This window comes from Coleofasciculus sp. G2-EDA-02, assembly GCF_040226375.1.
Taxonomy (GTDB): Bacteria; Cyanobacteriota; Cyanobacteriia; order Cyanobacteriales; family Coleofasciculaceae; genus Coleofasciculus.
This window is the reverse complement of record NZ_JAVKEW010000137.1, coordinates 1-24,349: the sequence shown is the minus strand read 5'-3', so window position 1 is coordinate 24,349 and position 24,349 is coordinate 1. Positions and strand designations below refer to the sequence as shown.

26 protein-coding genes and 1 riboswitch are annotated in these 24,349 nt (G+C 46.5%); of the genes, 13 read left to right on the top strand and 13 right to left on the bottom strand.

Annotated features, from left to right (window positions below; all coding sequences use genetic code 11):
• Positions 1-180 precede the first annotated feature (180 nt).
• The 3 genes from RLO19_RS16010 to RLO19_RS16000 all read right to left on the bottom strand — a co-directional run bounded on the left by RLO19_RS16010 (position 181) and on the right by RLO19_RS16000 (position 2,873).
• Positions 181-825, bottom strand: coding sequence for a DedA family protein (locus tag RLO19_RS16010; protein ID WP_446357923.1), 645 nt, complete (start codon positions 823-825; stop codon positions 181-183).
• A 154-nt stretch (positions 826-979) separates the two neighbouring features.
• Positions 980-2,143, bottom strand: coding sequence for an RRXRR domain-containing protein (locus tag RLO19_RS16005; protein ID WP_446357921.1), 1,164 nt, complete (start codon positions 2,141-2,143; stop codon positions 980-982).
• A gap of 481 nt (positions 2,144-2,624) precedes the next feature.
• Complete coding sequence (locus RLO19_RS16000; protein WP_446357919.1) at positions 2,625-2,873, bottom strand: Ycf34 family protein; 249 nt, start codon at positions 2,871-2,873, stop codon at positions 2,625-2,627.
• Between the two features lie 589 nt (positions 2,874-3,462).
• On the opposite strand from RLO19_RS16000, the gene RLO19_RS15995 reads away from it, so the two are divergent.
• On the top strand, positions 3,463-4,707 hold the full coding sequence (locus RLO19_RS15995) for a CCA tRNA nucleotidyltransferase (protein WP_446357917.1): 1,245 nt from the start codon (positions 3,463-3,465) through the stop codon (positions 4,705-4,707).
• 39 nt (positions 4,708-4,746) lie between these two features.
• On the opposite strand, the gene RLO19_RS15990 is transcribed toward RLO19_RS15995, so the two are convergent.
• On the bottom strand, positions 4,747-5,595 hold the full coding sequence (locus tag RLO19_RS15990; protein WP_446357915.1) for a hypothetical protein: 849 nt from the start codon (positions 5,593-5,595) through the stop codon (positions 4,747-4,749).
• 366 nt (positions 5,596-5,961) lie between these two features.
• Entirely contained in the window at positions 5,962-7,002 is a 1,041-nt protein-coding gene (locus RLO19_RS15985) for an NAD(P)/FAD-dependent oxidoreductase (RefSeq protein WP_446357913.1), read from the bottom strand.
• An 83-nt stretch (positions 7,003-7,085) separates the two neighbouring features.
• On the opposite strand from RLO19_RS15985, the gene RLO19_RS15980 reads away from it, so the two are divergent.
• The 4 genes from RLO19_RS15980 to RLO19_RS15965 all read left to right on the top strand — a co-directional run bounded on the left by RLO19_RS15980 (position 7,086) and on the right by RLO19_RS15965 (position 11,383).
• Positions 7,086-7,928, top strand: coding sequence for a YaaW family protein (locus RLO19_RS15980; protein WP_446334722.1), 843 nt, complete (start codon positions 7,086-7,088; stop codon positions 7,926-7,928).
• Positions 7,929-8,183: 255 nt separating this feature from the next.
• A complete protein-coding gene (locus RLO19_RS15975; RefSeq protein ID WP_446357911.1) occupies positions 8,184-9,032 on the top strand; it encodes a TIGR03032 family protein in 849 nt (282 codons plus the stop codon).
• Entirely contained in the window at positions 8,965-9,429 is a 465-nt protein-coding gene (locus RLO19_RS15970; protein ID WP_446357909.1) for an integrin alpha, read from the top strand. The genes RLO19_RS15975 and RLO19_RS15970 overlap by 68 nt, the downstream gene beginning before the upstream one ends.
• A 478-nt stretch (positions 9,430-9,907) precedes the next feature.
• A complete protein-coding gene (locus RLO19_RS15965; RefSeq protein ID WP_446357931.1) occupies positions 9,908-11,383 on the top strand; it encodes an O-antigen ligase family protein in 1,476 nt (491 codons plus the stop codon).
• Between the two features lie 32 nt (positions 11,384-11,415).
• On the opposite strand, the gene RLO19_RS15960 is transcribed toward RLO19_RS15965, so the two are convergent.
• Complete coding sequence (locus RLO19_RS15960; RefSeq protein ID WP_446357929.1) at positions 11,416-11,790, bottom strand: c-type cytochrome; 375 nt, start codon at positions 11,788-11,790, stop codon at positions 11,416-11,418.
• 295 nt (positions 11,791-12,085) lie between these two features.
• Between RLO19_RS15960 and petG the strand changes: the two genes are divergently transcribed.
• The gene (petG, locus tag RLO19_RS15955; RefSeq protein ID WP_446334724.1) at positions 12,086-12,199 is read left to right on the top strand and encodes a cytochrome b6-f complex subunit V; all 114 of its coding nucleotides are present in this window, start codon (positions 12,086-12,088) and stop codon (positions 12,197-12,199) included.
• A gap of 113 nt (positions 12,200-12,312) precedes the next feature.
• On the opposite strand, the gene rsmD is transcribed toward petG, so the two are convergent.
• Entirely contained in the window at positions 12,313-12,858 is a 546-nt protein-coding gene (gene rsmD / locus RLO19_RS15950; protein WP_446357907.1) for a 16S rRNA (guanine(966)-N(2))-methyltransferase RsmD, read from the bottom strand.
• 207 nt (positions 12,859-13,065) lie between these two features.
• Here rsmD and RLO19_RS15945 point away from each other — a divergent pair, with 207 nt between their 5' ends.
• On the top strand, positions 13,066-13,932 hold the full coding sequence (locus tag RLO19_RS15945) for an SWIM zinc finger family protein (protein WP_446357905.1): 867 nt from the start codon (positions 13,066-13,068) through the stop codon (positions 13,930-13,932).
• Positions 13,933-14,017: 85 nt separating this feature from the next.
• On the opposite strand, the gene RLO19_RS15940 is transcribed toward RLO19_RS15945, so the two are convergent.
• Positions 14,018-14,623 (bottom strand): hypothetical protein, encoded by a 606-nt coding sequence (locus tag RLO19_RS15940; RefSeq protein WP_446357927.1) that lies wholly within the window; start codon positions 14,621-14,623, stop codon positions 14,018-14,020.
• Positions 14,624-15,054: 431 nt separating this feature from the next.
• On the opposite strand from RLO19_RS15940, the gene RLO19_RS15935 reads away from it, so the two are divergent.
• Entirely contained in the window at positions 15,055-17,058 is a 2,004-nt protein-coding gene (locus RLO19_RS15935) for a tetratricopeptide repeat protein (RefSeq protein ID WP_446357903.1), read from the top strand.
• Between the two features lie 133 nt (positions 17,059-17,191).
• Here the strand turns inward: RLO19_RS15935 and RLO19_RS15930 are convergent, their stop codons facing one another.
• The 5 genes from RLO19_RS15930 to RLO19_RS15910 form a co-directional block, all read right to left on the bottom strand.
• On the bottom strand, positions 17,192-18,778 hold the full coding sequence (locus RLO19_RS15930) for a glucose-6-phosphate isomerase (protein ID WP_446357902.1): 1,587 nt from the start codon (positions 18,776-18,778) through the stop codon (positions 17,192-17,194).
• Positions 18,779-18,955: 177 nt separating this feature from the next.
• Positions 18,956-19,213 (bottom strand): cytotoxic translational repressor of toxin-antitoxin stability system, encoded by a 258-nt coding sequence (locus RLO19_RS15925; protein ID WP_446357900.1) that lies wholly within the window; start codon positions 19,211-19,213, stop codon positions 18,956-18,958.
• 50 nt (positions 19,214-19,263) lie between these two features.
• Positions 19,264-19,482 carry a hypothetical protein gene (locus RLO19_RS15920; protein WP_446357898.1) on the bottom strand — a complete coding sequence of 73 codons (219 nt, stop codon included), beginning with the start codon at positions 19,480-19,482 and terminating at the stop codon, positions 19,264-19,266.
• Positions 19,483-19,986: 504 nt separating this feature from the next.
• The gene (locus tag RLO19_RS15915) at positions 19,987-20,460 is read right to left on the bottom strand and encodes a TspO/MBR family protein (RefSeq protein ID WP_446357896.1); all 474 of its coding nucleotides are present in this window, start codon (positions 20,458-20,460) and stop codon (positions 19,987-19,989) included.
• Positions 20,461-20,669: 209 nt separating this feature from the next.
• A complete protein-coding gene (locus tag RLO19_RS15910; protein WP_446357894.1) occupies positions 20,670-20,792 on the bottom strand; it encodes a hypothetical protein in 123 nt (40 codons plus the stop codon).
• Between the two features lie 3 nt (positions 20,793-20,795).
• Positions 20,796-20,942, top strand: a riboswitch (cobalamin riboswitch).
• On the opposite strand from RLO19_RS15910, the gene RLO19_RS15905 reads away from it, so the two are divergent.
• From RLO19_RS15905 to RLO19_RS15885, 5 genes are all read left to right on the top strand, one after another.
• Positions 20,917-21,096 carry a hypothetical protein gene (locus tag RLO19_RS15905; RefSeq protein ID WP_446357892.1) on the top strand — a complete coding sequence of 60 codons (180 nt, stop codon included), beginning with the start codon at positions 20,917-20,919 and terminating at the stop codon, positions 21,094-21,096. Its footprint overlaps the riboswitch before it by 26 nt.
• A gap of 228 nt (positions 21,097-21,324) precedes the next feature.
• Entirely contained in the window at positions 21,325-22,083 is a 759-nt protein-coding gene (locus RLO19_RS15900; protein ID WP_446357925.1) for an energy-coupling factor ABC transporter permease, read from the top strand.
• Between the two features lie 6 nt (positions 22,084-22,089).
• On the top strand, positions 22,090-22,389 hold the full coding sequence (locus RLO19_RS15895) for an energy-coupling factor ABC transporter substrate-binding protein (protein ID WP_446357890.1): 300 nt from the start codon (positions 22,090-22,092) through the stop codon (positions 22,387-22,389).
• A 10-nt stretch (positions 22,390-22,399) separates the two neighbouring features.
• Positions 22,400-23,281 (top strand): cobalt ECF transporter T component CbiQ, encoded by an 882-nt coding sequence (gene cbiQ / locus RLO19_RS15890; RefSeq protein WP_446357888.1) that lies wholly within the window; start codon positions 22,400-22,402, stop codon positions 23,279-23,281.
• 14 nt (positions 23,282-23,295) lie between these two features.
• The gene (locus tag RLO19_RS15885) at positions 23,296-24,141 is read left to right on the top strand and encodes an energy-coupling factor ABC transporter ATP-binding protein (RefSeq protein WP_446357886.1); all 846 of its coding nucleotides are present in this window, start codon (positions 23,296-23,298) and stop codon (positions 24,139-24,141) included.
• Positions 24,142-24,349 lie beyond the last annotated feature (208 nt).

Here is a 24,349-nt window from a genome sequence, read left to right as displayed (position 1 = left end):
CAATGGATAATGACCTCTCCTTAAAAGAAGAGGATTGAAATTAAGGAAAATCTTTTTTAATTTCTTCGTAAACGAAGAGGTCTTAGACCCAATTAATCAATTGTCAATTATCAATTATTAATTATCCATTGATAACTTTTTATAATCACATTAATCAGGAGAGAGTCGCCAGCTTAGCGGTCATTCAGACGGCTGATCACTAATCGAGACATCTTTGATTTTACGTGACTCCAACCAAATTGAAACTCCTATCCAACCAATCACCAACAGCAGTACTGCGATGCCAAACTTCGCCATCCAAGAGACCAAAGTTTCTAAGGGAATAATCCGTCCGACAAAGAAGGATAAACTCACCATTACGGATGCCCACACAGCAGCCCCCGCTAGGTTACACAAGATAAATTGAGAGTAGGGCATTTCTGCAATTCCTGCCATGGGTCCGGCAAAAATGCGTAGGAGTGCCACAAACCGCCCAAAAAACACCGCTCTAGCGGCATTTTCACTAAATTGCCGCTTGACTTCTACAAGCTGGGGTTCTGGAATGCGAAAGAAACGTCCTAATCGCAATAAGAATGACCAACCCCCTATTTTGCCAATCCAATACCCACAATTATCACCCAGGACGGCTCCAGTAATGGCACTTGCCAGTACAAACCAATAATTGAGTTCACCACTTCCCGCTAAGAAACCACCCACCAGGGTAATGGTTTCGCCAGGGAGGGGAACTCCAGTATTTTCCAAGGCAATACCCGAGAAAATGACCCAATAGCCGTACTCATGTGCCAGTTCCTGGATTGTCTCCAGTGATAAAAGCTCAAAAGACATCCAGTAAACCCTTTACAAAAATTTATCCCTTATCACATTTTGACGTAATCTGGCAAATTGTGTCAACGTATTCGCGGGAGTCCTCACCCTCAACTCTCGTAGGGTGAGGAGGGATAGCGGGATGCCGGAAGAATGGAGGCATCCAACTCTTTTCTCACGCTACGCATAAGCCGTTATTCCTCCTGATTAACTCGACTTTACTGGGGGCAAATTGTCCAATTCGTTTCCAGGTGTAGTCGCAAACGGAAACTTTGTGAGTCTTTTTGGTATCGGTAAACCCGCCAACGTAGCCAATGTAGACAATCCCTGCTTTTTCTGCTCTGACCCAATCACCAATCCTCACTTCCATTGGGGTGATTGTCCCACCCTTACGCTTCCTTATCCCCGACTTATCCGGGACTTCAAAGTGTAATTGGCGGCGGAAGAATCCATACTCTTTCCCCCGCTTCACCGCACCAGGACGGGTGATGATTTTAAACGGGGAAGGGGTCACGTTAACGCTACCCTTGTGGGTGTAACCATGTAGAGACGCCCCGCCAGTAAACGGGACATATTTGACAAAATACCCGCAAGCCAGTGTCACCCCATCAACTGCATGAGTTTCCGGTTTGGCTATGGACTTGTTAGCCAAGTCCTTCTCTAACCCTAGTTGGGTTCGGAGTTGGGATGTACCATTCCCATCCTTTTGCCAACCGTGTCGGACATAGACAGGGGCAATTTTTTCCATTTGGGATATTGCCCAATTCTGACCCACCATGACCGGAGAGAAGCCCTTACCCGATTTGGCACGTTGGCGTTTAGTCTGGTCTACATCGGCTCTAACCCGTTCATACCCAATCGCTGTTACCGGAAAGATAGCCGCTAATTCGGTAACTGTCCGTAACTCCAACTGCCGGGAGGCTTTAATGGATGGGGGTATTTTGTGACCTTTGCGATTATCGAACCTGCATTGGCGGTGGTTACGTTGCTTGAATGGAACATCTCGGTTAATCCGTCTAGAACGGCGAGACCGTCGTAACATGGCGCGGGTTTCCATCCGTTTTTTGACCCGCCCAAACGGAAGGATAAGATGCAGTTGTAGCAGGGTACATTTAGCGGACTGGACACCGACCCCGGAGTAGGACTTACAAGGGAGCACTCCTACCGCGATTGGTTGTACTTCCTCAGCCGATGGTGGTGTGGTGAGTTGGACATAGTAAACTCCCAGGTCTGACCATTTCCCCACTGCTTTACCTTCGGACACCCACCGTCTAGCCCTAGAGGGTTTGGTAGGCATTAAAGGTTTTTCTTTTTTGTTAACTACTGGAACACGATACATAGAGATAATCCACTCGTGTAAATGTTTGTGTCTCTTCAGGCATTGGTAAGGGGGTGTCCTGGAGTTACCCAGTCTCTAGAGATTCCTAGACCTACATCTAATCCGAACTAGAGAAGCGTTCGGAAGTGGTTATCCCCTACCAACTCATGCCCTATTCATGTACAGACGCGCCATGGCGCGTCTGTACTGGCAGGTTCCCTCTGCCAATCCCTACCCTCAACGAAGTAGGGTAGGGTTCTGAACTCGAACAGGACTTACGCACTCAGGGTTTCGGGTGTAGCCTTGGTAGGTGCGTTAGCCAAGCATAACGCACGATGGCGGCGTGACCTAGCTAAAATGGTGCAATAGATTGGCTTTGTAGTGAGGGCTAAAGCCCTCTCCAGCTAGGCGGAGAGAGAACTTTAGTTCTCACTACAAACAAAGTCCTATTTTAGTTGGGTCACGCCACTACCCAAAAGCGAAGTTGTTTTGATACAACTGCTTAAGTGGGCACCAACTCACCCGGACGCAGTTTTGCCCATTTGCCCTTTTCTTCCTTAAAGCTGTTACATCCGACTACATCCCATTCCATCTCCACAAAATCCTCTTGAGGACGGATGTTGACATTGATGGTTGGTTCAATCGGCTCAAAATCTGGCACTTCCGTCAGATGGGGTTGCTCATGCTGGGTTTCCACCGCATTATAGGTGGTGCATCGGTCTACATAGTGGCAGTTAACGCAAATACACATTGCCCAAACTCCAAGTCCTTTTTGTTAGCCTAACTCAGACAAGCCATAGATTGACCACTATTTAGAGTGATTTTTTGATTTGTCTGATGTCTGATGTCCTTTGTCCGCCAGTATGCGTTACTTACAGGATAGCGATGGTGAAAGCCCTTGTGTTTTAACCGAGGGATGAAACTTAAGCATTGCGTCAAGATAAGCAAATTTATTTGCCAATCTGCTTGTTTTTCCGGATGAATGCATACTACAATGGTAAGCAATAAAAATATGCTGGGTTTGCTCTCGACCTAAGAGGATATGTTAGCTTGTCTGACTTCCTTTTGACAGCTTCCCTCCGACGAGAGAAGAGGACTGAAATTTGTATAAGGTGTGGAGCTTGAGGCAGCTTTATACATTAAGATGGACTCGTACATGTAAGACCTGTGAAGGCAATGGGATACCGTAGGACAGACGGGAATTTAAGCTTGAGGAGTGAGTTGAAAAGGCTCAAGTATGCTCTGTAAGACCAAAGGTGAACCGATTCATTAGTGAAGCGAGTAACCAGAGGCAAAATCAGCCCAAGAATCACCCGCGTTTTAAGCGGGTGAGTGTTAAGATGAACTCTGACTTATCTGTTCTGTCTCCTGAAACCTTTCCCTTCAGCTTAGAGTGGTTATCACCTCAAGCCTGTTTAGTCGGTGGGGCGGTACGAGATGCGTTGCTGGGACGACAGGCTGACTATTTGGACTTGGACTTTGTTGTTCCAACTGACGCGGTGACAATCGCACGAGAGCTGGCAAGTCATTATCAAGCTGGGTTTGTGGTGCTAGATGAGGCGCGACAGATTGCCAGAGTCGTTTTTGATACCGCAACCGTTGATATCGCTCAACAGGAAGGGGAAAGCCTAGAGACTGACCTGTATCGACGTGATTTTACCATTAATGCGATCGCGTATAATCCCCAGAGCCGCCAAATCATTGACCCCTTGCAGGGTGTAGCCGATTGCCGTGCAGGGATTATCCGCATGGTATCCCCGGCGAATCTCCAGGATGATCCCTTACGATTACTTCGAGCCTATCGCCAAGCTGCTCAACTGGGTTTTACGATAGAACCGACGACTCAATCCACAATTCGCCAATTTTCTCCCTTACTGGCAAAAATGGCAGCCGAACGGGTACAGGTAGAGTTGAACTACCTACTCCAATCTCCCCAAGGAACACCTTGGCTTACCGCCGCTTGGCAAGATCAATTACTTCACCACTGGTTCAGTCATGGGAATGCACAGAATTTAGCCCAAATCGCGACAACTGACAACGCCGCGATTGTTCTGGCTCAAAGGTGGCACAGATTAGGCAGCCAACTGGAAACCCCAGTAAGTGGCAAGTCCTTATCGTGGCTGAGTTTAGCCAAATTGACAAACCTGTTACCCTCTACGGTTGCAGCAGCCGAAGCCCAACTTTTACGGTTAAAGTATAGCCGCGCCGAAATTCGGGCGGTGTTCATTATGATTCAATACTTACCCCAACTTTTATCTCATGTTACCTCGCCAATGACCTTAAGACATCAGTATTTTTTCTTTCAAAATGTCGGGTCAGTTTTCCCAGCTTTAGCCGTTCTAGCCGTCGCCGCAGGACTATCTGTTGATCAAATAGCTCCCTTGATTAATCGTTATCTAACCCCTGAGGATCAAGTAGCTCATCCGACTCCCCTAGTAACCGGTCATGATTTGATGCAACAGTTGCAGTTACCGCCTAGTCCTCAAATTGGACAGTTACTCACACAGATTCAAATCGCCAGGATTGAAGGCAAGGTTTCAACTCGTGACGAGGCGTTAGCATTTGCCACCCAGTTGATAACTTAGAACGAATCGGGACAATTCATGAATTGCCCCGAAAGATAGCTAACTGACTAACTTTAAACCGTGACGCCGTTCGCTACCCTCCTCAACGCTACTCGTAACAGCCTGCTGATTTGACTGTAATGCCTGTCGCATGGATATAATCTGTGCCATCATTTGTTCGAGTTGATGGTCAATTTTCTCGACTTCTGAGGTTGTTGTTGATAATGACGGTTGTGCATTCTGGGCTGAGGTATTACCGAAGACGGCTTGAGCTGACGCTAACGATGCGGCGAGTGCTTGCATCGAGTTGGCTTGAGCCGAGGTAATCGATGCTTCATTAATCACCTGCGGTTCCACTTGCGGTTGCGCCTCAGTCACATCCACCGATGCTGAATCCGAATTCGGCGATACCTGTTGCTCTAATCGGGTTTGCAAAGACACTTCTGTCTCTGGGGCTTCTGATTCGAGAGACAGAAGTGTCTGAATGTCAGGGAGGGGCGTTGTACTGGTCGATTGGGTTGTCTGTTTATCCAACCAGTTTTGTAGCCCAGAAGCATCCAACTGGGATTGTGAGCTTCTGATTTTGTCTAGCAGTTTTTGCTTGTCTTCTAGATTTTGGGCTAATTTTGCCAGTTCTTGTTCAACTTCAGCCGATTTCCGGGAAGACTTTTGCCACCCCATCATCGCCACACTCGTTAGTCCTACGCCTGCGCTTAATAAACCTGCCACTCCTAGATATTGAGGTGCAAATTCTTTCAATTCGCCAAAAAAAATCGGTTCTTCTTGAACTTGAATTGTCACCGGCTTGGAGCCGAACAGATTGAGGGGTAGGGTCAAGGCGGCAAATACGGTTGCTGAAATTGCCACGGGTGTGAGAATGAATTTTAGGGCAGTCGCACTGGTCGTCATTGGTAGTTCCCTCTAAAAATTACCTGCGTTTGTTGTGATACTCCTGGAGTATCAACCGTATTCAACGGTTTTGCAGATTACCCCTGTCTGTGAATAGACGGCTTCAACAAGGAGTATAAACTTGTAGCGCACCTGATTTAAAGAGCTATTCGTTGGAACCGTCTAAAATTCACCTGATAGATGAAGGTTGTCTGTCTTTAACTGAGTTTGCTCTTTCTGTTACTTAATTTAATCTAAATTTCGATGATTGTATATAAAGCTTTCATGAAGAATTTGATCAGAGGATAAATACCTAATGAATTTATTTATCAGGAGAGAAAAATTCATATATTCTTTCTCCTTGAAAATCGGTCGGTTTTTGCCAATTTATGACTGATGAGTGATGACGTCATCGGGCAAGGAAAGTTGCCGCAATTGTTGATTAATATTAAGCGCTGCGGCGAATCCTGACTTCATGGCACTTTCAATTAAATTATTCCCACACCAATCGCCACAACAGACGAGGGGTAAAGGTGCTGTTGTCACAAGGCAATCTTGATGGGCGGGAGTTCGGGGAAAGGCATAGCGCCAGCGATGCACTTGGAACCAATCCGGGGACTTGAGCCAAGGAACGAGTAATTGAGCCGCATGAGCAAGTAATTGTTGACCCGCCCCTTGTAAATCGGGAGCATCTAGATAATGTTGAGCAAACTTAGCTGTACTATGAAGAACATAAATCGGTGAAGTTGCATCAGAACGTTTGCTGCTGTCTAAACCAATCCAGGCTAAATTATCATCTGGAGAACATTTTATCGAGTATGACTTTAATGGGGGTTGTTGGGGGCTCGCATAACCCGCCATGACACTGAGACAGGGGTCAAATTTAACTGCCTGTAGACTTTCTATTAAATTTGAGGAGAACACCCTCTGATCCAAGGGTTCGAGCAATGTTAAGGCTTGGGGGGCGGGAATCGCCATAACGACTGCAGATGCGGTCAACTCGTTGTGTGTCTGGTCAGGTGTATGGTAGGTAATATGCCAGGTTTGTTCAGGGGTAGGCGCGATCGCATAGACGCGACAGGAGAACCAGATATCTAAACCCTGAGCCAAATATTTGGCAACGGCGGTGATTCCGTTGGGGGCGATATAGCGAGGAGATGGGTATTCAGACTCATTTTGATTATCCCTCCACAGGTGAAGGATGCCGCGATCGCACAATGTCTGAATCAGTTGCTGTGATAACTTGCCCTTAGCCAAGAGAAACGGTACACCATGATCAACAGGAGTTCCCTGAATGCGTCGAGTCGCCACTCGCCCACCAACGCCACGAGACTTTTCTAACACAACGACTCGATACCCAGCTTGGTACAATTGTTGAGCGCAGATTAGTCCTGCCATACCTGCACCGATAATCGCAATATCAAACACTACAGATTCTCCTGTCCGGTTGAAGTTAAGTATACAGGTAGAATAGAGAGCAGTAGGGTTTATAGGGGTTGGAGGGTAGACCATTGGATGAACTCAGAAGCGCCTTAGAACTGGCAACGGAAGACGAATTACAGCAACTGACACAAATTTTGTTCCGTCGTCAGTTTAATCCTCTAGACTATATTCAAACTCCTGAACCCATCGAGGTTCAAAGTCAAGATCGGCAGGCGTGGTTGGATGCTCTAGAGCAACGGTTTCGCTTTTTAGCCGCCGATGGGGTGACGGTACTTAAGGGACGCACGAAGGACTTTACCTACCGACAAGCGCTGATTCAGGTTTGCCGTTACCTGAAGATCCCTTATTCCAAAAAACTATCAACTACGGATATCGAGGAAGAAATATTTCTTAACCTGATGAGTCGCGCCTGGAAAAAATTACCTCCCGCTGAACAAAAATCGATTACTGTGCAGGTAAAGCGCTCATTAGCTCAGTCGAATCAATCCCAACCCTTACCGGCGCATATCCAGCACAATCCGATGGATTTGTTGATTAAGGGCGGTTCGGCGTTAGCCGTGTCTTCTGTTGTTAAGCCGATTATTCTCAAACAGGTGGCGCGTCAGTTTGCCATCCATTTTGCCCGGTATCAAGTGGCAAAACAAGCAGCGGTTCAGGGGGGTGCAGCAGCGGCGACTCAGTTTCAGAATTATCTGGTGCTGCAAACGGCGAAGCGGGGAATGGCAGCGAATGCAGCGCGTTATGGGGCAACTCGCACCTTATTCGCTTTTGTCGGACCGGTATTGTGGGGCTATTTTTTTGCCGACTTAGGCTGGCGTGCGATCGCGACAAATTACGGTCGGATTATCCCAACTATCTTAGCGTTAGCACAAATTCGCCTGCTGCGGAGCGAATGTTGGGAACCCGTTTAGCTTAGCCTCGTTCCCCGGCTCTGCCTTAGCCTCGTTCCCCGGCTCTGCCTGGGAATGCTCCCCTGGAGGCTCTGCCTCCCATTTCATAAAAGCTTACATTTGTTTAATAAATAGAATATTTAGCAATAAACAGTCATATTCCATTTTTATTTATGAAGATTCAGTGAAGATGTGACTTGACTTAATTTTTCTGTGTCAATTAATACTATTGTCTCTATAGAGAAAAATTGTTGTTTACATATAGAGGCATCGCTCATGGTGAATCAATCACCATTATCCTCTACGAATCCCCCGTCCCTAGAACTAACAGGTTCCCGGCAATTCACCGCTTGGTTAGCCGAGCAAAATCTCAGCCTTGCTTTTACCACGTATCAAGCTGGGAAGGTGTTTTTTATTGGACTACAACCGACGGGACAATTGTCAATATTTGAGCGCACGTTTGAGCGGTGTATGGGGTTGTGTATCCATGGCTCCACCCTTTATATGAGTTCGCTGTATCAGTTATGGCGGTTTGAAAATGTTCTAGAAGCAGGACAAATTCACAACGGTTATGACTGTCTTTATGTGCCGCAAGTGGGTTATGTCACGGGGGATTTGGATGTCCATGATGTGGCGGTGGTTTATCCCCCCCTAACCCCCCCTTCAAAAGGGGGGGGATCTCTTGCTCCCCCCTTACAAAGGGGGGCTGGGGGGGATTCCCCCATCTTTGTCAATACCCTATTTAGCTGTTTGGCGACGGTGAGCGAAACTCACAGTTTTGTTCCAGTATGGCAACCGCCGTTTATTTCCAAGCTGGCGGCTGAAGATAGGTGTCACCTGAATGGCTTGGCGATGGGAGAAGGACAACTGACGTATGTGACAGCCGTGAGTCAGTCGGATGTTGCTGATGGCTGGCGGGATAAACGGCGCGATGGCGGTTGTGTGGTTGATGTGGGCAGCAATGAGGTGATTGTGACAGGGTTATCCATGCCTCATTCACCGCGAGTGTATGGGGATAAGCTCTGGTTGCTTAATTCTGGCACAGGGGAGTTTGGATATGTTGACTTGGAACGGGGGATTTTTGAGTCGGTGGCGTTTTGTCCCTATAAATGGCGATGGCATTGATGACCTGATTATTGGCGCACGTTTTGCCGATAATAACGGTCGTAATTCTGGTTCCAGCTATGTGGTATTTGGCAGCCGGGATAGTTTTAGCTCCACCCTCGACCTCTCTCAGTTAGATGGCAGTAATGGCTTCCGTCTCGATGGTACACCAACAGTTGTCGAATTTGGCAGTTCAGTGAGCAGTGCAGGGGATATAAATGGTGATGGCATTGATGACCTGATTATTGGCGCTTACACAGCGGGTCCTGGCTTCAGTTATGTGGTGTTTGGCAGCCGGGATGGCGTCAAAGCCATCCTCAACCTCTCTGGCTTGGACGGCAGCAATGGCTTCCGTCTTGATGGTGCAGCAAGAGGTGAACAATCTGGTCGTTCGGTGAGCATGGAAAAAATACGCTGATTAGTGTTCAACAGGAGAAGTTAGCTATTCTCCAGGGAGTGAATGCTAACCTCTTGACAGAAGCGCATTTTACCATCATCAGTTAGAAAATCGGCGTCGTCAAAAAACGATAGTAGGGGCGTATTGACGTGCATTGGTGTCAACTTAAGTCACAACCCTTACCCATTCTCGTTTCCAGCTTTAGGGTGGAAATGCTCCTTAAGCGGCTGGAGCCGCTTGTCAAAGGAGGCGGAGCCTCAACAGAGGCATTCCCAGGCATAGCCTGGGAACGAGAGCCTGGAAAAACCACAGCCCTTAAGCTATGGCGATTAGAAATCACGGCTATACAAACAAAGTCCGCCTACGCGGACTAACGAAAAGCTAAGTTTTGAAACCCGCGAAGGCGGGTGCAAGTTTGTGTAGCTGCGGTTTCAACCGCCCAGAGTTGTGTCTACAATTTTGCTACAGTAAGCTTATTTGGCTGTCTGCCCTCTGGCTTGTGTTGGAAAAAATCGATAAATATCTGCTCACTCGCCACCCTCAACCACGCTTGCAGGGCGCTTGGAATTGCGCCCAAGTCGGATTTTTTATCTTTCCCTGGTTTCCGGCTGTGGGGGCTGTGGGTGTGGGTTTTGCCTTAATCGGAACCTGGTGGCAAGACTATCGCCGGATTATTCGGCGTCCTCTAAACTGGGGACTGGGAATCTTGAGTCTTTGGCTAATTTTCAGCGCGACGCAAGCCTATAACCCCACGGAAGCATTCCTCGGTTTAGCCAATTTCCTGCCATTCTTAGCTTTTTTTGCCGCATTCAGTGCCTTAATTCAAACACCAGCCCAGCTACGGCGTCTGGCTTGGATTCTGGTGATTCCTTCTGTACTGGTTGTCATCCTCGGCTTTGGGCAGTTATTTCTCGGTTGGGCGCATCCGCCGCAGTTTCCCGCCTTGTTGGGTTGGGTATTAGAAGCCCAAGGAAATCCACCGGGGCGCATGGCTTCGGTATTCATGTATGCCAATATCCTGGCGGCTTATCTGCAAATTGTCTTTACTTTAGGATTAGGACTCTGGATTGAGACGTTTCAAGCTTGGCGACAGCAGAGAGCCGGGGGAGCCGGGGGAGCCGGGGAAGCTGGGGGAGCTGGGGGAGCTGGGGGAGCTGGGGGAGCCGGGGAAGCTGGGGGAGCCGGGGCGGGTTTGACGGATAACTTATGGCGCCAAACCGATAACTTAACTAAACCCGCCCTTCTGGGGGAAGCAGGGGGAGTCCTCTTATTTTTAACTGGGGTGGAAATTGCTAATGCGATCGCGCTTATCCTTACTCATTCCCGAAATGCTTGGGGTGGCGTGATTGTCGCGAGTCTGGCTTTTGCACTTTACCAAGGCTGGCGCCCCTTAGTGGGGATAGTCGTTGCTGCGGCTGTCGCTGTATTAGGAGCGGCGTTTAGTCCCTCACCCTTACGGGAAGGGTTGCGAATGATTGTTCCGGCTTACTTTTGGGCGCGACTCACGGATCAGCTTCATCCCGATCGCCCCGTGGCGTTGATGCGGATAACTCAATGGCGCTTTGCTTTGTCCCTGACTCAGCAGCGCCCTTGGACTGGTTGGGGATTGCGGAATTTCACGCTACTTTACGAACAGCAGATGGATCTGTGGCTAGGTCATCCCCATAATCTTATCCTGATGTTGACGGCTGAAGCGGGTATTCCGGCTACAATCCTATTTTGTAGCTTAGTTGGCTGGATTTTCGGGCAAGGCGTTCTCTGGATCAACAAAGCGCGATCGCTCTCAAGTGGCGATCGATTAATCGTCTTTAGTTATTTAGTCGCATTCGGTGGCTGTATCCTATTCAATATGCTGGATGTCACCCTCTTTGACCTACGGGTGAATACCTTAGGGTGGCTACTTCTATCCGCGAGCGCTGGGGTGACGGCTTCCACAAGTCATCAAAACAAAGGCGATTCATCCGTACAGACGTAGTACACAAAAGACCAGGGAATTCATCATTCAACCTACAGTTTTTCCAAATAAGTTAACAAGTCTGCCATTTCCTGAGGACTAGGCTGGAACTTTGGCATCGGCGGGGTTTGACCACTAATCACCTGCTCAATCAAACCACTCGGCGATCGGTGTTTAGAAATATGCTGTAAGCTAGGTCCGACCTTGCCATCAGCCTGCATACCATGACAATCGGCACAGTTGATTTCAAAAATAGCCTGTCCTCGAACTGGATCACCTTTGAGGGACAAAACTTTCTGCATATAAGGATCGGAAACTTGCAGCATCTGAAATCCGAAGATACTGATGCCGATCACGAACAGTAGCGCGAGTACCACCATGGTAATCCGCCGGACTAGGACTTGAGGTTGGTCAAGCTGGTTCTCCAAGGGATCTCCTGCCAAGTTGAGAATTTCTGAACAAAGTTAAACTGGACTTACACTGCAACACAGGTAGAGTTACCCAGGAGGGTAATAGTGTAACAGATTGGAAAGAAGTATGTCGATTAATAAACATAGCTTAAAATTTATAGACTAAGTAAGCAAGTTGGAATCATGGATGTAGTGCAGCCAGCAATCCGGAATCTGCTGATTCCCTAGTCTTGCTGGTATTGAGTAGCAATTGGGTCATCTCACCTAGTAGGATGAGAAACAAGTAAAAAAACTTAGTCTTTGGAGAACGATCATGATCGAACCACTGCTGTCGGGAATTGTTCTCGGCTTAATCCCTGTGACTTTGGCTGGATTATTTGTCGCCGCCTACCTCCAATATAAGCGGGGGAACGAATTGGGATTATAATCAACAACACTCCCAGCCCTTGGGTTAGGGGTTGGAGAGGTGGGGGAGGTGGGGGAGATGGGGGAGTTAACTCACGCGCCATACCCGAAAAGCGTTGCTAAGGGTCAAAACTCTCATTCCTTCCCCCTGAGGTGGTAAAAAGCTAAGGCTGTGTTACCGTAGACTTTCTGGCGACAAATTTCTAGGGGGGTAATGGGTTGAGGTGTCCAGTATTTAGGGCTATATTCCACCGCTAATTCACCTTGATCCGCCAAGAGTTGATAATGAGCGATCGCTTCTAGAACCGGATTGTACAAATCACTGGCATAAGGGGGATCAAAGTAAATCCGGTCAAATTGCTGATCAGCCAGGGTTTTTAATCGCCCCACCACATCTCCCCGCACCACCTGGAAAGTTTGCTCAGGCTGAGCAAGGTGCTGCCAATTCTGCTGCATAATGGAACAGGCTTTGCCCCATTTGTCAATGCCTACCACTAAAGATGCGCCGCGACAGAGGGCTTCAGCGCCCATCGCACCTGTACCCGCACAGAGATCCAGCCAACGACATTGTGCGATCGCACCTTGCCAGATATTAAATACCGCCTCCCGTACCCGTGCTGGTGTCGGGCGGGTTTCTAAGCCCGGTACAGTTTTTAGCTGTCGGTTTCCATAAATTCTCATGAATCATACCAAGTTCGGTAATATCAGTTGTGTATAGTGGGAAAAAGGTAGAAGGATAGAAGGGTAAGTTTTTGTCCCCATAACTATGGGTATGATAGACGAACGACCCAAACTGATATGATATTAGTGATTATACTCTTAAGCTGAATGGCAGGCTCCTGCCAGGCTGGTGGGCAATCCCCACCCTACAGTATTTATAAATTATTTATGCAGTCCTACGAAATTGAAACTCCTCCCTGGTGGGTGCAACGCTGGATAGACTTACTCAATTCCTATCGCTTTAAAAAGCGTTTGGAACGCGCCCGCAAATACGCCAAAGAAGGCAATGTCCTCAGTATTGAGTTTGAAGGTCCTCAGGTGTTGGCACGGGTACAAGGAACAGAACCCGAACCCTATCGAGTTTCCCTATCAATTGACCCGTTTACCGATGAAGACTGGGGTTATGTGGTGGAAACTATGGCGCAAGAATGTATTTATTCGGCTCAATTATTAGCCGGAGAAATGCCGGAAAATATTGAGCAGGTGTTCACCGCTAATGGGTTGAGTTTATTTCCATTCACTCTTTCGGATATTCATTCAAAATGTAGTTGCCCTGATCCGCAAAACCCCTGTAAACATATTGGTGCAATTTACTATCAATTAGGCGATCGATTTAGTGAAGATCCCTTTGTATTATTCCAGTTACGGGGACGCACTAAAGCCCAAATTCTGGATGATTTGCGTCGCTTACGCAGTACGGGGAGTGTAGAACTAAAACCTGAGAAGAAAGCAGAGATTGAGTCCAAATCAAGTCAATCAGAGGTTAAATCCAGTCGATTAGATGACAATCAGCAAAATGAAGGAGAACCAGCCGTTTCTGTTCCGATTAAACTTGAGCAATTTTGGCAATACGAAGAACCTCTTGATCCCTCTCTGGTTGTAATTACTCCTCCTCCAGACAACCGTACTGTATTGGATGTCTTAGGCACGATTCCCTTAGCAGCGGCTGATAGTCGTGTTATGCAGTATTTTCGGGAAGTTTATCAACTGGTTAGTCAACAGGCGATGATGTCAGCCTTGAATCGAGAAACCTAATCCAAGAAGTCTCTAAGACTCCAATGCTGCACAGCTTTAGGGTATCTGCTTTTTCGTCTATTGTTAACGGCTTCCTATTCCCTTCTTAATGGGCTTGAGCCATCCAGACAAGATCACCAAGAATACCCTCAACTGGCGGCAAGGGATAGACTGCCAAATCGATGAATAGAGTCATTCCTTCCAGCTTGAGAAATTGCCACTGATTGCCATTGCTGATACTGCCGTAAATCGTCGAAATAGGTTGTCCTTGTCCCTCATTGAAGCGTTGAGCCGCAACCATTTCGGCAATACACTGCCCAAAGCCCAATTTGAGGTCAGTCTTTTTAGCTTCCACAATAATCATTGCTGGTGCTTCAATTTCTAAGACTTCTGTTGAACGAGTCAACAGGAAATCGCACAAGCCATTAAGACCGACCGACTCGTCAACATTAAATTCTTCACCGGAGAAGACACTCACTTGGCGATTAAGTGCTTTTCTGACATCGATTAATACTGGATAGATAATACCCTCCGAACGGGCTTTTTCACTACCAGAGGTAGCGACAATCGGTAACGTTTCCTGTAAGTAATCTGAGAGAGTTGGCGAAGGGGCAACTGGAGAAGTTTCAGGCAAAAAGCGACTGCCTTCAATGACAGTTAGCTGGAAAGCCGCTTTAGCTTGAGCGATAGTTTTGAATTGACTATAGGGCATATATAAGTGGGTGGACACAATTAAACTTAACGGTTGAGATTAGGGAACTCAATTCAATAAATTTATAATCCCAAACATTATATTATACAATCTTACTAATTTTGGGTTCTACTCAACTGAAAAGTGCTGTATTGATTCTTCCCGAATACTTGAATGGCTTCTCGGCGCGAAGTTGATTGCAGCGTTTGAGTAAATTATCATACAATGTTAACTGTATTACTTGTTTTACAGTGTCTTACGGTTTTGAGCGCCTTTGAGAGGGCAACTCCTCTAGCGCTTGGCACAAAAGCGGGTAAAAGGGTGGGAGGCTCGCCGCGTTTGCTGGAAAATGGAAACCACTCATCACTAAAAAAGAGCGAGTTACCATCGTGTAACAGCAAGCCAGAACCCTTACTCCTTGCTGAGTAGATTGTCACGCTTTGTAGGGGAGAATGCTTGAACGCGGTTTAGCTAAGCAAGGTTCAGCTCATCCAATTCAGACACCAGCATGGCTATCTCAGAGGATGCGATCGCACAAGCTCATTGAGTACCCAAATGGCGCTCAGACTCTATCTGAACGATTAAATATGACAATGCAGCAGCCAGATCAAGGCGGGAAAGGGGATCACTCCCCAGATGTGCTGTCACCAGAACAAGCGTGGAAACTTTTGATAGCCCTACTGGGTAAAGAACGCATGTTGCAGGATCGGGGCGCACGGAAAGTTTTACCTCTACTGTGTGAATGGCTGGGATATCTATCGTTAGGCATAGAGTTAGTCGGGCGATACTTAGCACAACACCCCGATTTGTCTTTAACCGATATACTCAAACGGCTGGAAGCGCAGCGATATCCTGATCAAACAACTAAACCGCCAAGCCAGCCGACACTCCAGTGGGGAATCAATACCCTTTTAGAATACATCTGGAGAGAACTCAATCCCATAACCCAACAAGTAGGTCAACTTTTGAGCTTATTTGCCCCAACCCTCTGGCGCTGGCAATGGTTAGAATCTGCTAGTGACTTCTTGCACTGGAGACAGGCAGATCTCAACCAAGCTCAAACCCAACTTTATCAGTGGCGTTTGATTGAGTCGGTGGCAAATCGCCAAGGTTTCTACAAAGTTCAGCCCTTAATTCGGGAGTTTTTTCGCCAAAAATTGGAAGCTTTAGATTCACCCGCCATTTTTGTATCTCGCCCTCCTTATCCTTTTCCCAAACGGTTGTCCCAGCCAATCCCCAAGCCACCTCAACCAGATAGTCAGCCTTTGCCAAAATCAATTTCCTACGACTACTCAACTCAGCAGACGCCACCTCCGAGAGAATGGCATTCATTCCTCTCCCCTTATCCTGACGTCCCTGGTTCCAGTGAAAATTGCCCTATTGATCAGCAACTCTATTTTCCGATTACGAATCCCACCTGTTCGTGTCAACGAGACAAATCTCAAATTGCCAATTCAGGAGTTTCCCCAAAAAGCAAGAACAAAGCACCACCTTTCAAAAAACTCCATGCTGATGACTTCAGGCAGGCTTTTACGGCTATTCTTGTTGAACGGGTTCAGCAAATTCCTGATTCTCCTACCCCAGAACAGATAACCTTCTTGGAAGAGATACTGCCCCACATTCAAGAAATACTTCAAACCCTAGAATCAGCCGTAAGGGATGAGGATTCACTCTGCTTATTTGACAGTTTGGGCAAATTCTATAAAGGTCAAGGATTAACAGATTTACTTTGGCTATTTGATCGCTTAGGCAGATTTTATCAGCATCAGGGAATGGTTGATCAGGCAGAATCCTGGTTTAGGCACTGCATATCCATCGCCCAAGCCGCTTTTGGCGAGGAACATCTTGATGTTGCCACTAGCTTGAATAATTTGGCAGGATTGTACTATACTCAAGGTCGCTACAGTGAAGCTGAACCTCTTTACTTGCAAGCCTTAGAGCTGAGAAAACATCTGTTAGGTAATCATCATATCGATGTTGCTAGTAGCTTGAATAATCTGGCAGGACTTTACTATGCTCAAGGTCGCTATAGTGAAGCTGAACCTCTTTACTTGCAAGCCCTAGAGCTGAGAAAATCTTTCTTAGGCAATTACCATCTTGATGTTGCCAGTAGCCTCAACAATTTGGGATTATTGTACTATACTCAAGGTCGCTACAGTGAAGCTGAACCTCTTTACTTGCAATCCTTAGAGCTAAGAAAATCTATCTTAGGCAATTGCCATCCGGGTGTCGCGACTAGCATCAACAATTTAGCGGGACTCTACAATTCTCAAAAACGCTACAGAGAAGCGGAATCACTATTGGTTCAGGCATTAAGTTTGAGTGAACAGCATTTAGGAGATGATCATCCTAATACGGCTATTTTTCGGAAAAATTTATCCATTCTCAGAACTAAGATGAAGGCTAATCGTAGCTGGTGGCAGTGGTTAGGGGAAGTTATTCAACCTAAACTCTAAGAAGGCAAACTACAAAAATAAGAGACGTTCCGGCGGAACGTCTCTACCAAAGTTCATTTGTCCCAAGCTATCTGTCTGCTGCTATATAGAAAAAGGCAGAAGGTTTATTACGGGTACGTGGTTGTTTGGGCAATTAAACCGCAGACACTTTTAAGCTACTCGGTTCTCCCAGTTTTCCTTCTAAAACAACACCCCGTTGATTAGTGTGGAGATGGCGCAGAATTTTATAAATGGCTTCTATTTGGTCAGTCGCCCCTGCTTTTTGTGCCAACTCTGATAAGGATAGGGGTTCTCCCTGATCTTGCAACACCTGAATCACCCGTTTCTGTAAATCTAAAATAGCAGCGGCGGCTTTTTTACCGGCTTCCACTCCTGGTTGATGGTAAGCATTGATATTAACCAGGGAGGCATATAATCCCACAGCCCGATCATATAAAGCAATCAGCGCTCCAACCGTGCGAGGATTGACTTGGGGAATTGTCACGGTAATTGAATCCCGTTGATTGTCATACAAGGCTTTTCGGGTTCCCTGTAATAAACCGGATAAATAGTCACCGGAAGTTACCCCCGCTTCTACCTCTGGGGAATGTCCCTCGCGATCGTGCAATACTTCAATAAAGGTGACAAAGAAATTGGCAACCCCTTCGCGCAACTGCTGCACGTAAGCATGTTGATCCGTTGAGCCTTTATTGCCGTAAACTGCAATTCCCTGATGTACAGTATTACCATCGAGGTCTTTTTCCTTACCCAAGGATTCCATGACTAATTGCTGGAGGTAGCGGGAAAATAACAGCAGGCTATCTTTGTAAGGTAAAACCACCATATCTTTTTCACCCTTACCATTCCCAGAAAAATACCAGGAGAGTGCCAGCAACGCCGCCGGGTTTTCTTGGAGATTATGGACACGGGTGGCACTATCCATTTCCTTCGCACCTGCCAGCATTTGGCGGATATCAATCCCTTGCAGTGCTGCGGGTAACAGTCCCACCGCTGACAGTTCTGAGGTGCGTCCTCCTACCCAGTCATACATGGGAAAGGTTGCCAGCCACCCTTCGGATTTCGCCAGTTTCTCTAAATTACTATCTTCACCCGTAATCGCCACGGCATGGGTAGCAAAGTCTAGTTTCTGGGATTCGTAAGCTTTTTTTACCTCAATCATGCCATTGCGGGTTTCCGGAGTTCCTCCAGATTTAGAAATGACTAAGACGAGTGTGTTAGCTAAACGATCTTGCAGTTTAGCAATTGTGGCATCAATTCCCGCCGGATCAGTGTTATCTATAAAATGAATCGCTAGGGGTGGGATGTTAGGGGCAAGGGCATCAGCGACAAACTCAGGACCTAATGCTGATCCGCCAATGCCAATGGAAAGAATATCGGTGAATTTAGATGAACCTGGGGGATGAATCGCACCACTATGGACTTTCGAGGTAAAGGATTCAATCTTCTCTAAGGTTGTGAGGACATCTTGACGCAGTTCGGGGGTTGGCGCTATGTCAGGATCTCGTAACCAATAGTGACCAACCATCCGATTTTCATCAGGATTCGCGATCGCACCCCCCTCCAATGCCTCCATATCCTGAAACGCCTTCTCAAACTTAGGTCGCATCGCCTCGACAAAGGCATGATCAAATCGCATACGGCTGACGTCGAGGTAAAAGTCTAACCCTTGGTGGTAATAGAGCCAGTCCTGATAGCGTTGCCAGAGTGCAGCGGCGTCCATAAGTAGCTTCTCAAATTCCTGTTTTTACCAATCACAAGTGTATGTTGTCCGGGGATCAGTTGTCAGTTTTCCTTTTTCAGTGGCTTAGTCTTATAAGCCAATTCTTCCCCTGCTCCCAGACGTAGCATGCTACGTCTCTACATTGCTCCCTCTGCCTTCTGAAAGCCTGCTGCGTCCTCAAATATACGGCTTGGGCAACACGCGCAAAAACTTGACGATGTGACCCGTCACTTCAATCCCCACCATATAGTTATCGATGGTAAATCGGTAAAAAATAGCATCTGAGCCGATGGGGTGAAGCCCTGGCAAGTCGTGAATGCTTCTGAGATGGATGAACTTCTCAAAAACCATCTCATAGACCTGCTGATAGGCAGCCGACTCTAAGTTTTTGAGATCTTGTAGGAAAGACCGTGCATAGCGTACTTCTAGGCTCACAGGATATATTCTGATTCCCCACGAATCATTCTAATCTTTCTGCGAAGATTTTAGGGCAGATTAAGCAGTCGCAGCGCCTCTTCGCGGGTCATCGCATCTCCAGGTCGAATCGTTCGCATGGATTCTTGCATGGCGGAGAGCATATACAAGTCATAATAGAGCGGTTGCAGAACTTTCCAGGCGTCTGCCAAGCTTTCATCAGGGAGTTGATCCACTAAATCAGGTAACTGTTGGGTTAAGCGTTGCAATCGACCTCTGAGTAAATTCATCAGGAAATAAGGCTCCAAGTTGAGTCATCAAAGGTGGGGTGGGTCAAGGTACGACAATTAAGTCGGATGAATGGTTTTAGCAATCCAGATTGATTTGGATTATTGACAATACCTAGATTTAGGCTGACTTCGATCCGTTCAGAATGTCAGATTATGACCATGTAGAGGATACCGCTAAAATAATACCATTGGTTATACTCGTAGGGTGCGTTAGGCAAATTTTGGGATTAATGGTTATTAATTCAGAACATAAGTAAGTACGCTGTAACGCACCAGATTTAAGGTCTAATTTTCTTGTGATTCCAACAACTGTTGTGCTTGTTTGAGATTGTCTTGGGCTTCAATAAAATTAGAATCTATACAGATCTTTTCACGGGAAGCGAAGGATCAAGTCGGGTCGGGTTTAGTCACATCTGGATGCAACCGAAAAGATGGTAGTGAAACCCGCCCCTACACGACCACCAAAGGTGATATATTTCCAATCAAATACGCTTCAATCCACACCTATTCTGCTTCTGGATTCAGCCGAATCATCGCCCAAGTCGTATAGGTTCCAATCGGACTCCAAATAATATAAGGTAATAGCAAAACCGCTGCCCAAACTGAGATAGGATAAACCAAAAGTGCCAAAATAATACTTAATATAGCCCCCGTCCCCCCAATCATTGTACCCACCTTGAGACTGCGAAGTCGGCACATCACTGGCGTATAGGCAATTGTTACTATTTCCAACAGCAAATATAACCCCAAAATCTGCCACGTTTGAGGACGCCCTGGATTAGTATCCCATACCACATAAGCTGACCATGCCCCACAAATAAAAATAACCGTCCAGATGAAAGGAATCGCCGACTCAAACGTTAACCATCGGGGACGGCGCAAACGGTTGAACCATCGGACATCATCGGATGTTAACCAGTTACCAGCCAACGCCACTAACAGGGTTACAGTCCCAATTACCATCCAGGATTTAATCATGTTCTTCCCCGGTCAAAATCCCACTACTCTTCTAGAGTGATAATCTCAAGTTTTATAGATTGAGCTAATCATCTCTATAAAACCAGCTTATACTTTTGACACAGGTTTTGTGGTAATTCAAAGGAGATGAGGGAGCAATGTAGAGACGTAGCATGCTACGTCTGGCAGGTTTGTAGGGGCTGTCGCATTTGCGCCCAGATGTCTCGGTTTTATGCCAACACGCATAGCGCAAATGCGACAGCCCAATCGCCAATTCCCAATCCCCAATCGCCAATTCCCAATCCCCAATTCCCAATCCCCAATCCCCAATCCCCAAATTGCCGAACCGACATGGTAGAGTATTAATCTAAGTCGGTTCTAATGGGGATCAGCCATTAGAGGTAATGGGGAAAGTTCGGTGTAAATCCGGCGCTGTCCCGCAACTGTGATGAAACCAACCCAGGTTTCTGAGCCAGAATGCCCGCCGACGTGGAAGAAATATTAACCTTCATCTGCGAGGTACGGATGGTGCATAGTCTAAATTTGCCACAATTAGAATGGGTGAGGCGATCGCTACAGAACGCCCTAATGCCAGGGGCACAGTTAGATGAACTGAGGTGGCTCGAATTTGAATTAATGACCAATGGGTTGAGGTAGGATTACCCTTTCCGTCTCATCGGGACTCCATCTCTAGATAGTTACAGATTTAGAGTCACCTAACATCAAGCTATTTCTAACCTGCTCTCTCAACGACTAGGGAAGCTATCGCCCTAGGGAAAAAGAAACTTTTGGTCAATTGACCAAACTAAGAAAATTATGATGAACAATAAAACGGTGAAGAAGCCTTCACCGCAGGCAACATCAGTGAGGAAAACAGTGTTGTCAATGAAGCGAAAACAACGGAAAATCAATCTAGTCTTAATCGCTGGGTTGAGTTTGAGTTTAATTATCTTCGCCCCACAACCCGCCTTTGCTATGCATATCATGGAAGGTTTTTTACCCGCAGGTTGGGCAATTTTCTGGTGGGTTGTCTTTCTGCCATTTTTTATTCTCGGACTGCGTTCAATGACACAAATCTCGCAGCAAAACCCGGAATTGAAATTGCTGCTGGCGCTGTCGGGTGCCTTTGCCTTTGTTTTATCAGCCTTAAAAATTCCTTCGGTGACGGGAAGTTCCTCCCATCCCACAGGAACGGGATTGGGCGCGGTGTTGTTTGGTCCATTAAGTATGAGTGTACTAGGGAGTTTAGTTCTCCTGTTTCAAGCCTTGCTGCTGGCACACGGTGGTTTGACGACATTGGGGGCGAATGCTTTTTCTATGGCAGTTGTCGGACCTTTTATGGCTTATGGCACTTATCGCTTAATTATGCAAGTGAGTGGGGCGCAGAAATTCGCTATTTTTCTAGCCGCCGCTTTGGCGAATTTGCTCACTTATCTGGTTACGTCTCTCCAGTTAGCGCTGGCATTTCCAGCCGCAACTGGGGGTATTATGGCTTCATTTATCAAGTTTGCCGGAATTTTCGCGGTGACTCAGATTCCCCTGGCAATTAGTGAAGGATTATTAACCGTTTTGGTGTGGAACTGGCTAATGTCTTACAGTCGCGAGGAATTAGCCTTATTGAATTTGGTTAAAGGAGGATCTTAAAACGTGATGATGGAAAAAATAGGGTGGAATAATTGGTTATTGATATTGGGAGTCGTGGTTCTCGCCGTTGTGCCACTGTTAATTGTTCAGGACTCGGAATTTGGCGGGGCTGATGGTGAAGCTGAAGCTGTAATTGGCGAGGTTAATCCTGACTATGAACCTTGGTTTGAACCCTTAATTGAACTGCCTGGTGGCGAAACGGAATCTCTGTTATTTGTTTCCCAGGGGGCAATTGGTTCGGGAATTGTCGGTTTTGTTATTGGACGATACAAAGGGCGATCGGAACGGAATGAAAAGTCTGACTAAATAAATTAACATGACTCTCGAAATTGATGCGATCGCGTACCATAATCGTCTGCGTTATCTTCCCCCCGCCCAAAAATTGATCTTCGCGTTGGTGGTATTGTTTATTGCTCTTTTTAGCCATGCACCGACTCAATTTCTGATTATTCTATGGATGGGGATATGGACAGTAGGTTATGCCGGAATTCGCTGCCGAGTTTACTTGAGATTAATCGCACTAGCGTCTCTATTCTTACTCATGGGTTTACCTGCTTTAATCGTGAATATCGCCCCCACGACTCAAATTGAGTTTGCCCAAACTGATCAATTGGGTGGTATTAGTGTGGGTTCCTGGTATCTCTATATCAGTCGCAGCGGTAGTCAACAAGCTGGCGTTGTTGTCATGCGATCGCTTGCTTGTGTGTCTTGTCTGTTTTTTATCCTTTGTACTGTCCCCTTTATCGAAATTGTGCAGACTATGCGACGGCTGAACGTACCAGTTATTCTCACAGATATCCTGCTATTAATGTATCGCTTTGTGTTTATCTTGCTCAAAACTGCAAAGGAGTTAAAATTGGCACAACAGGCGCGAAATGGCTATCGCACTTGGCGTTTAACTATGCATAGTTTAGGACTCCTGGTTGGACAATTATTTTTGCGGACATTACAACGCTATCATCAATTTTCCCTGGGATTGGCAGCACGGGGGTTTACGGGGGAATTTCCGGTTGGCTTACTCCATCACTATCGCTACTCCAAGCGCTATGCAGTGGAAGCTGTTTTGGGTTGTGGGGGATTGTTAGGAGTTGAGTTGGTTAGTTGTCATTCGTCATTCGTCTTTCGTCTTATGTCTTATTTCTTATGTTGTTTACTCCCTGTTTTAGGTTCCTTTGATTCAGCCGAGATGTATAACTAAAATAGATTTGCTATATGAGCGAAAAATTACTAGAATTGGAAAATGTTTATTATACTTATCCAGGGGGACATAAACCCGCGCTGAATGGACTAAATTTTTCCATTACAGCTACAAAAAAAATCGCCTTACTCGGTCAAAATGGGTCGGGTAAATCAACCCTATTATTCTTAGCCGATGGACTATTAAAACCCCAGCATGGACAAATCGTCTGGGCAAGCGAACGATTAAAATATGACCGCTATTCCCTAAATCAGTGGCGACAAAAAATCGGACTATCGTTTCAAGATCCAGAACAACAATTAGTCGCCGGAACGGTAGCTGAGGATATTGCCTACGGGTTGTGTAATTTAAAATTATCTCAGGCAGAAATTAAGCAGCGGCTTGGGCAAATCTTAGCTGAATTTGGCTTACAAGACTTAGCCGATCAACCCTTACATCACCTGAGTTTAGGACAAAAACGGCGAGTTGCTCTTGCGGGGGTGATGGCACGGCAACCTGAACTATTATTATTAGATGAGCCGACTGCCTATTTAGATAGCGTACAAATGGTTAATCTCCTGGAGGAGTTAGAACGGATTCACGCCGCTGGAACTACTCTAGTGATTGCTACTCACGATTTGAACTTTGCTTATGAATGGGCAGATTGGATTTTGATTTTACATGAAGGACAACTGATTATGTCAGGAGAAGCACAAGATATTTTTAGCCAACGTGATAGGTTGGCAGAATTACATCTGGATGTACCCATTTTATGGGAGGTTTGGCAGGTGTTAATGTCAAGTTTATCTTTACCCAAGACGATGCCGTTTCCGAAAACGATTCGTCAACTGGAAGAACAATTACAACATATTGCAGGTTAATTTGAACGTGTTTGGGCGAAGCATTCGCGTTGGCAGGTTGATAGAAAACCGAAACATCTGTGCGCGAATGCTGTTTGGGCGAAGCATTCGCGTTGGCAGGTTGATAGAAAACCGAAACATCTGTGCGCGAATGCTGTTTGGGCGAAGCATTCGCGTTGGCAGGTTGATAGAAAACCGAAACATCTGTGCGCGAATGCTGTTTGGGCGA

Excerpts from the sequence above, each read along its gene's own strand:
- RLO19_RS16010 (WP_446357923.1), bottom strand. The coding sequence starts at position 825 with ATGTCTTTTGAGCTTTTATCACTGGAGACAATCCAGGAACTGGCACAT.
- RLO19_RS16005 (WP_446357921.1), bottom strand. The coding sequence starts at position 2,143 with ATGTATCGTGTTCCAGTAGTTAACAAAAAAGAAAAACCTTTAATGCCT.
- RLO19_RS16000 (WP_446357919.1), bottom strand. The coding sequence starts at position 2,873 with ATGTGTATTTGCGTTAACTGCCACTATGTAGACCGATGCACCACCTAT.
- RLO19_RS15995 (WP_446357917.1), top strand. The coding sequence starts at position 3,463 with ATGAACTCTGACTTATCTGTTCTGTCTCCTGAAACCTTTCCCTTCAGC.
- RLO19_RS15990 (WP_446357915.1), bottom strand. The coding sequence starts at position 5,595 with ATGACGACCAGTGCGACTGCCCTAAAATTCATTCTCACACCCGTGGCA.
- RLO19_RS15975 (WP_446357911.1), top strand. The coding sequence starts at position 8,184 with ATGGTGAATCAATCACCATTATCCTCTACGAATCCCCCGTCCCTAGAA.
- RLO19_RS15970 (WP_446357909.1), top strand. The coding sequence starts at position 8,965 with ATGTTGACTTGGAACGGGGGATTTTTGAGTCGGTGGCGTTTTGTCCCT.
- petG (WP_446334724.1), top strand. The coding sequence starts at position 12,086 with ATGATCGAACCACTGCTGTCGGGAATTGTTCTCGGCTTAATCCCTGTG.
- rsmD (WP_446357907.1), bottom strand. The coding sequence starts at position 12,858 with ATGAGAATTTATGGAAACCGACAGCTAAAAACTGTACCGGGCTTAGAA.
- RLO19_RS15945 (WP_446357905.1), top strand. The coding sequence starts at position 13,066 with ATGCAGTCCTACGAAATTGAAACTCCTCCCTGGTGGGTGCAACGCTGG.
- RLO19_RS15940 (WP_446357927.1), bottom strand. The coding sequence starts at position 14,623 with ATGCCCTATAGTCAATTCAAAACTATCGCTCAAGCTAAAGCGGCTTTC.
- RLO19_RS15935 (WP_446357903.1), top strand. The coding sequence starts at position 15,055 with ATGCTTGAACGCGGTTTAGCTAAGCAAGGTTCAGCTCATCCAATTCAG.
- RLO19_RS15930 (WP_446357902.1), bottom strand. The coding sequence starts at position 18,778 with ATGGACGCCGCTGCACTCTGGCAACGCTATCAGGACTGGCTCTATTAC.
- RLO19_RS15920 (WP_446357898.1), bottom strand. The coding sequence starts at position 19,482 with ATGAATTTACTCAGAGGTCGATTGCAACGCTTAACCCAACAGTTACCT.
- RLO19_RS15915 (WP_446357896.1), bottom strand. The coding sequence starts at position 20,460 with ATGATTAAATCCTGGATGGTAATTGGGACTGTAACCCTGTTAGTGGCG.
- RLO19_RS15910 (WP_446357894.1), bottom strand. The coding sequence starts at position 20,792 with ATGTCGGTTCGGCAATTTGGGGATTGGGGATTGGGGATTGGGAATTGG.
- RLO19_RS15905 (WP_446357892.1), top strand. The coding sequence starts at position 20,917 with ATGCCCGCCGACGTGGAAGAAATATTAACCTTCATCTGCGAGGTACGG.
- RLO19_RS15900 (WP_446357925.1), top strand. The coding sequence starts at position 21,325 with ATGAAGCGAAAACAACGGAAAATCAATCTAGTCTTAATCGCTGGGTTG.
- RLO19_RS15895 (WP_446357890.1), top strand. The coding sequence starts at position 22,090 with ATGATGGAAAAAATAGGGTGGAATAATTGGTTATTGATATTGGGAGTC.
- cbiQ (WP_446357888.1), top strand. The coding sequence starts at position 22,400 with ATGACTCTCGAAATTGATGCGATCGCGTACCATAATCGTCTGCGTTAT.
- RLO19_RS15885 (WP_446357886.1), top strand. The coding sequence starts at position 23,296 with ATGAGCGAAAAATTACTAGAATTGGAAAATGTTTATTATACTTATCCA.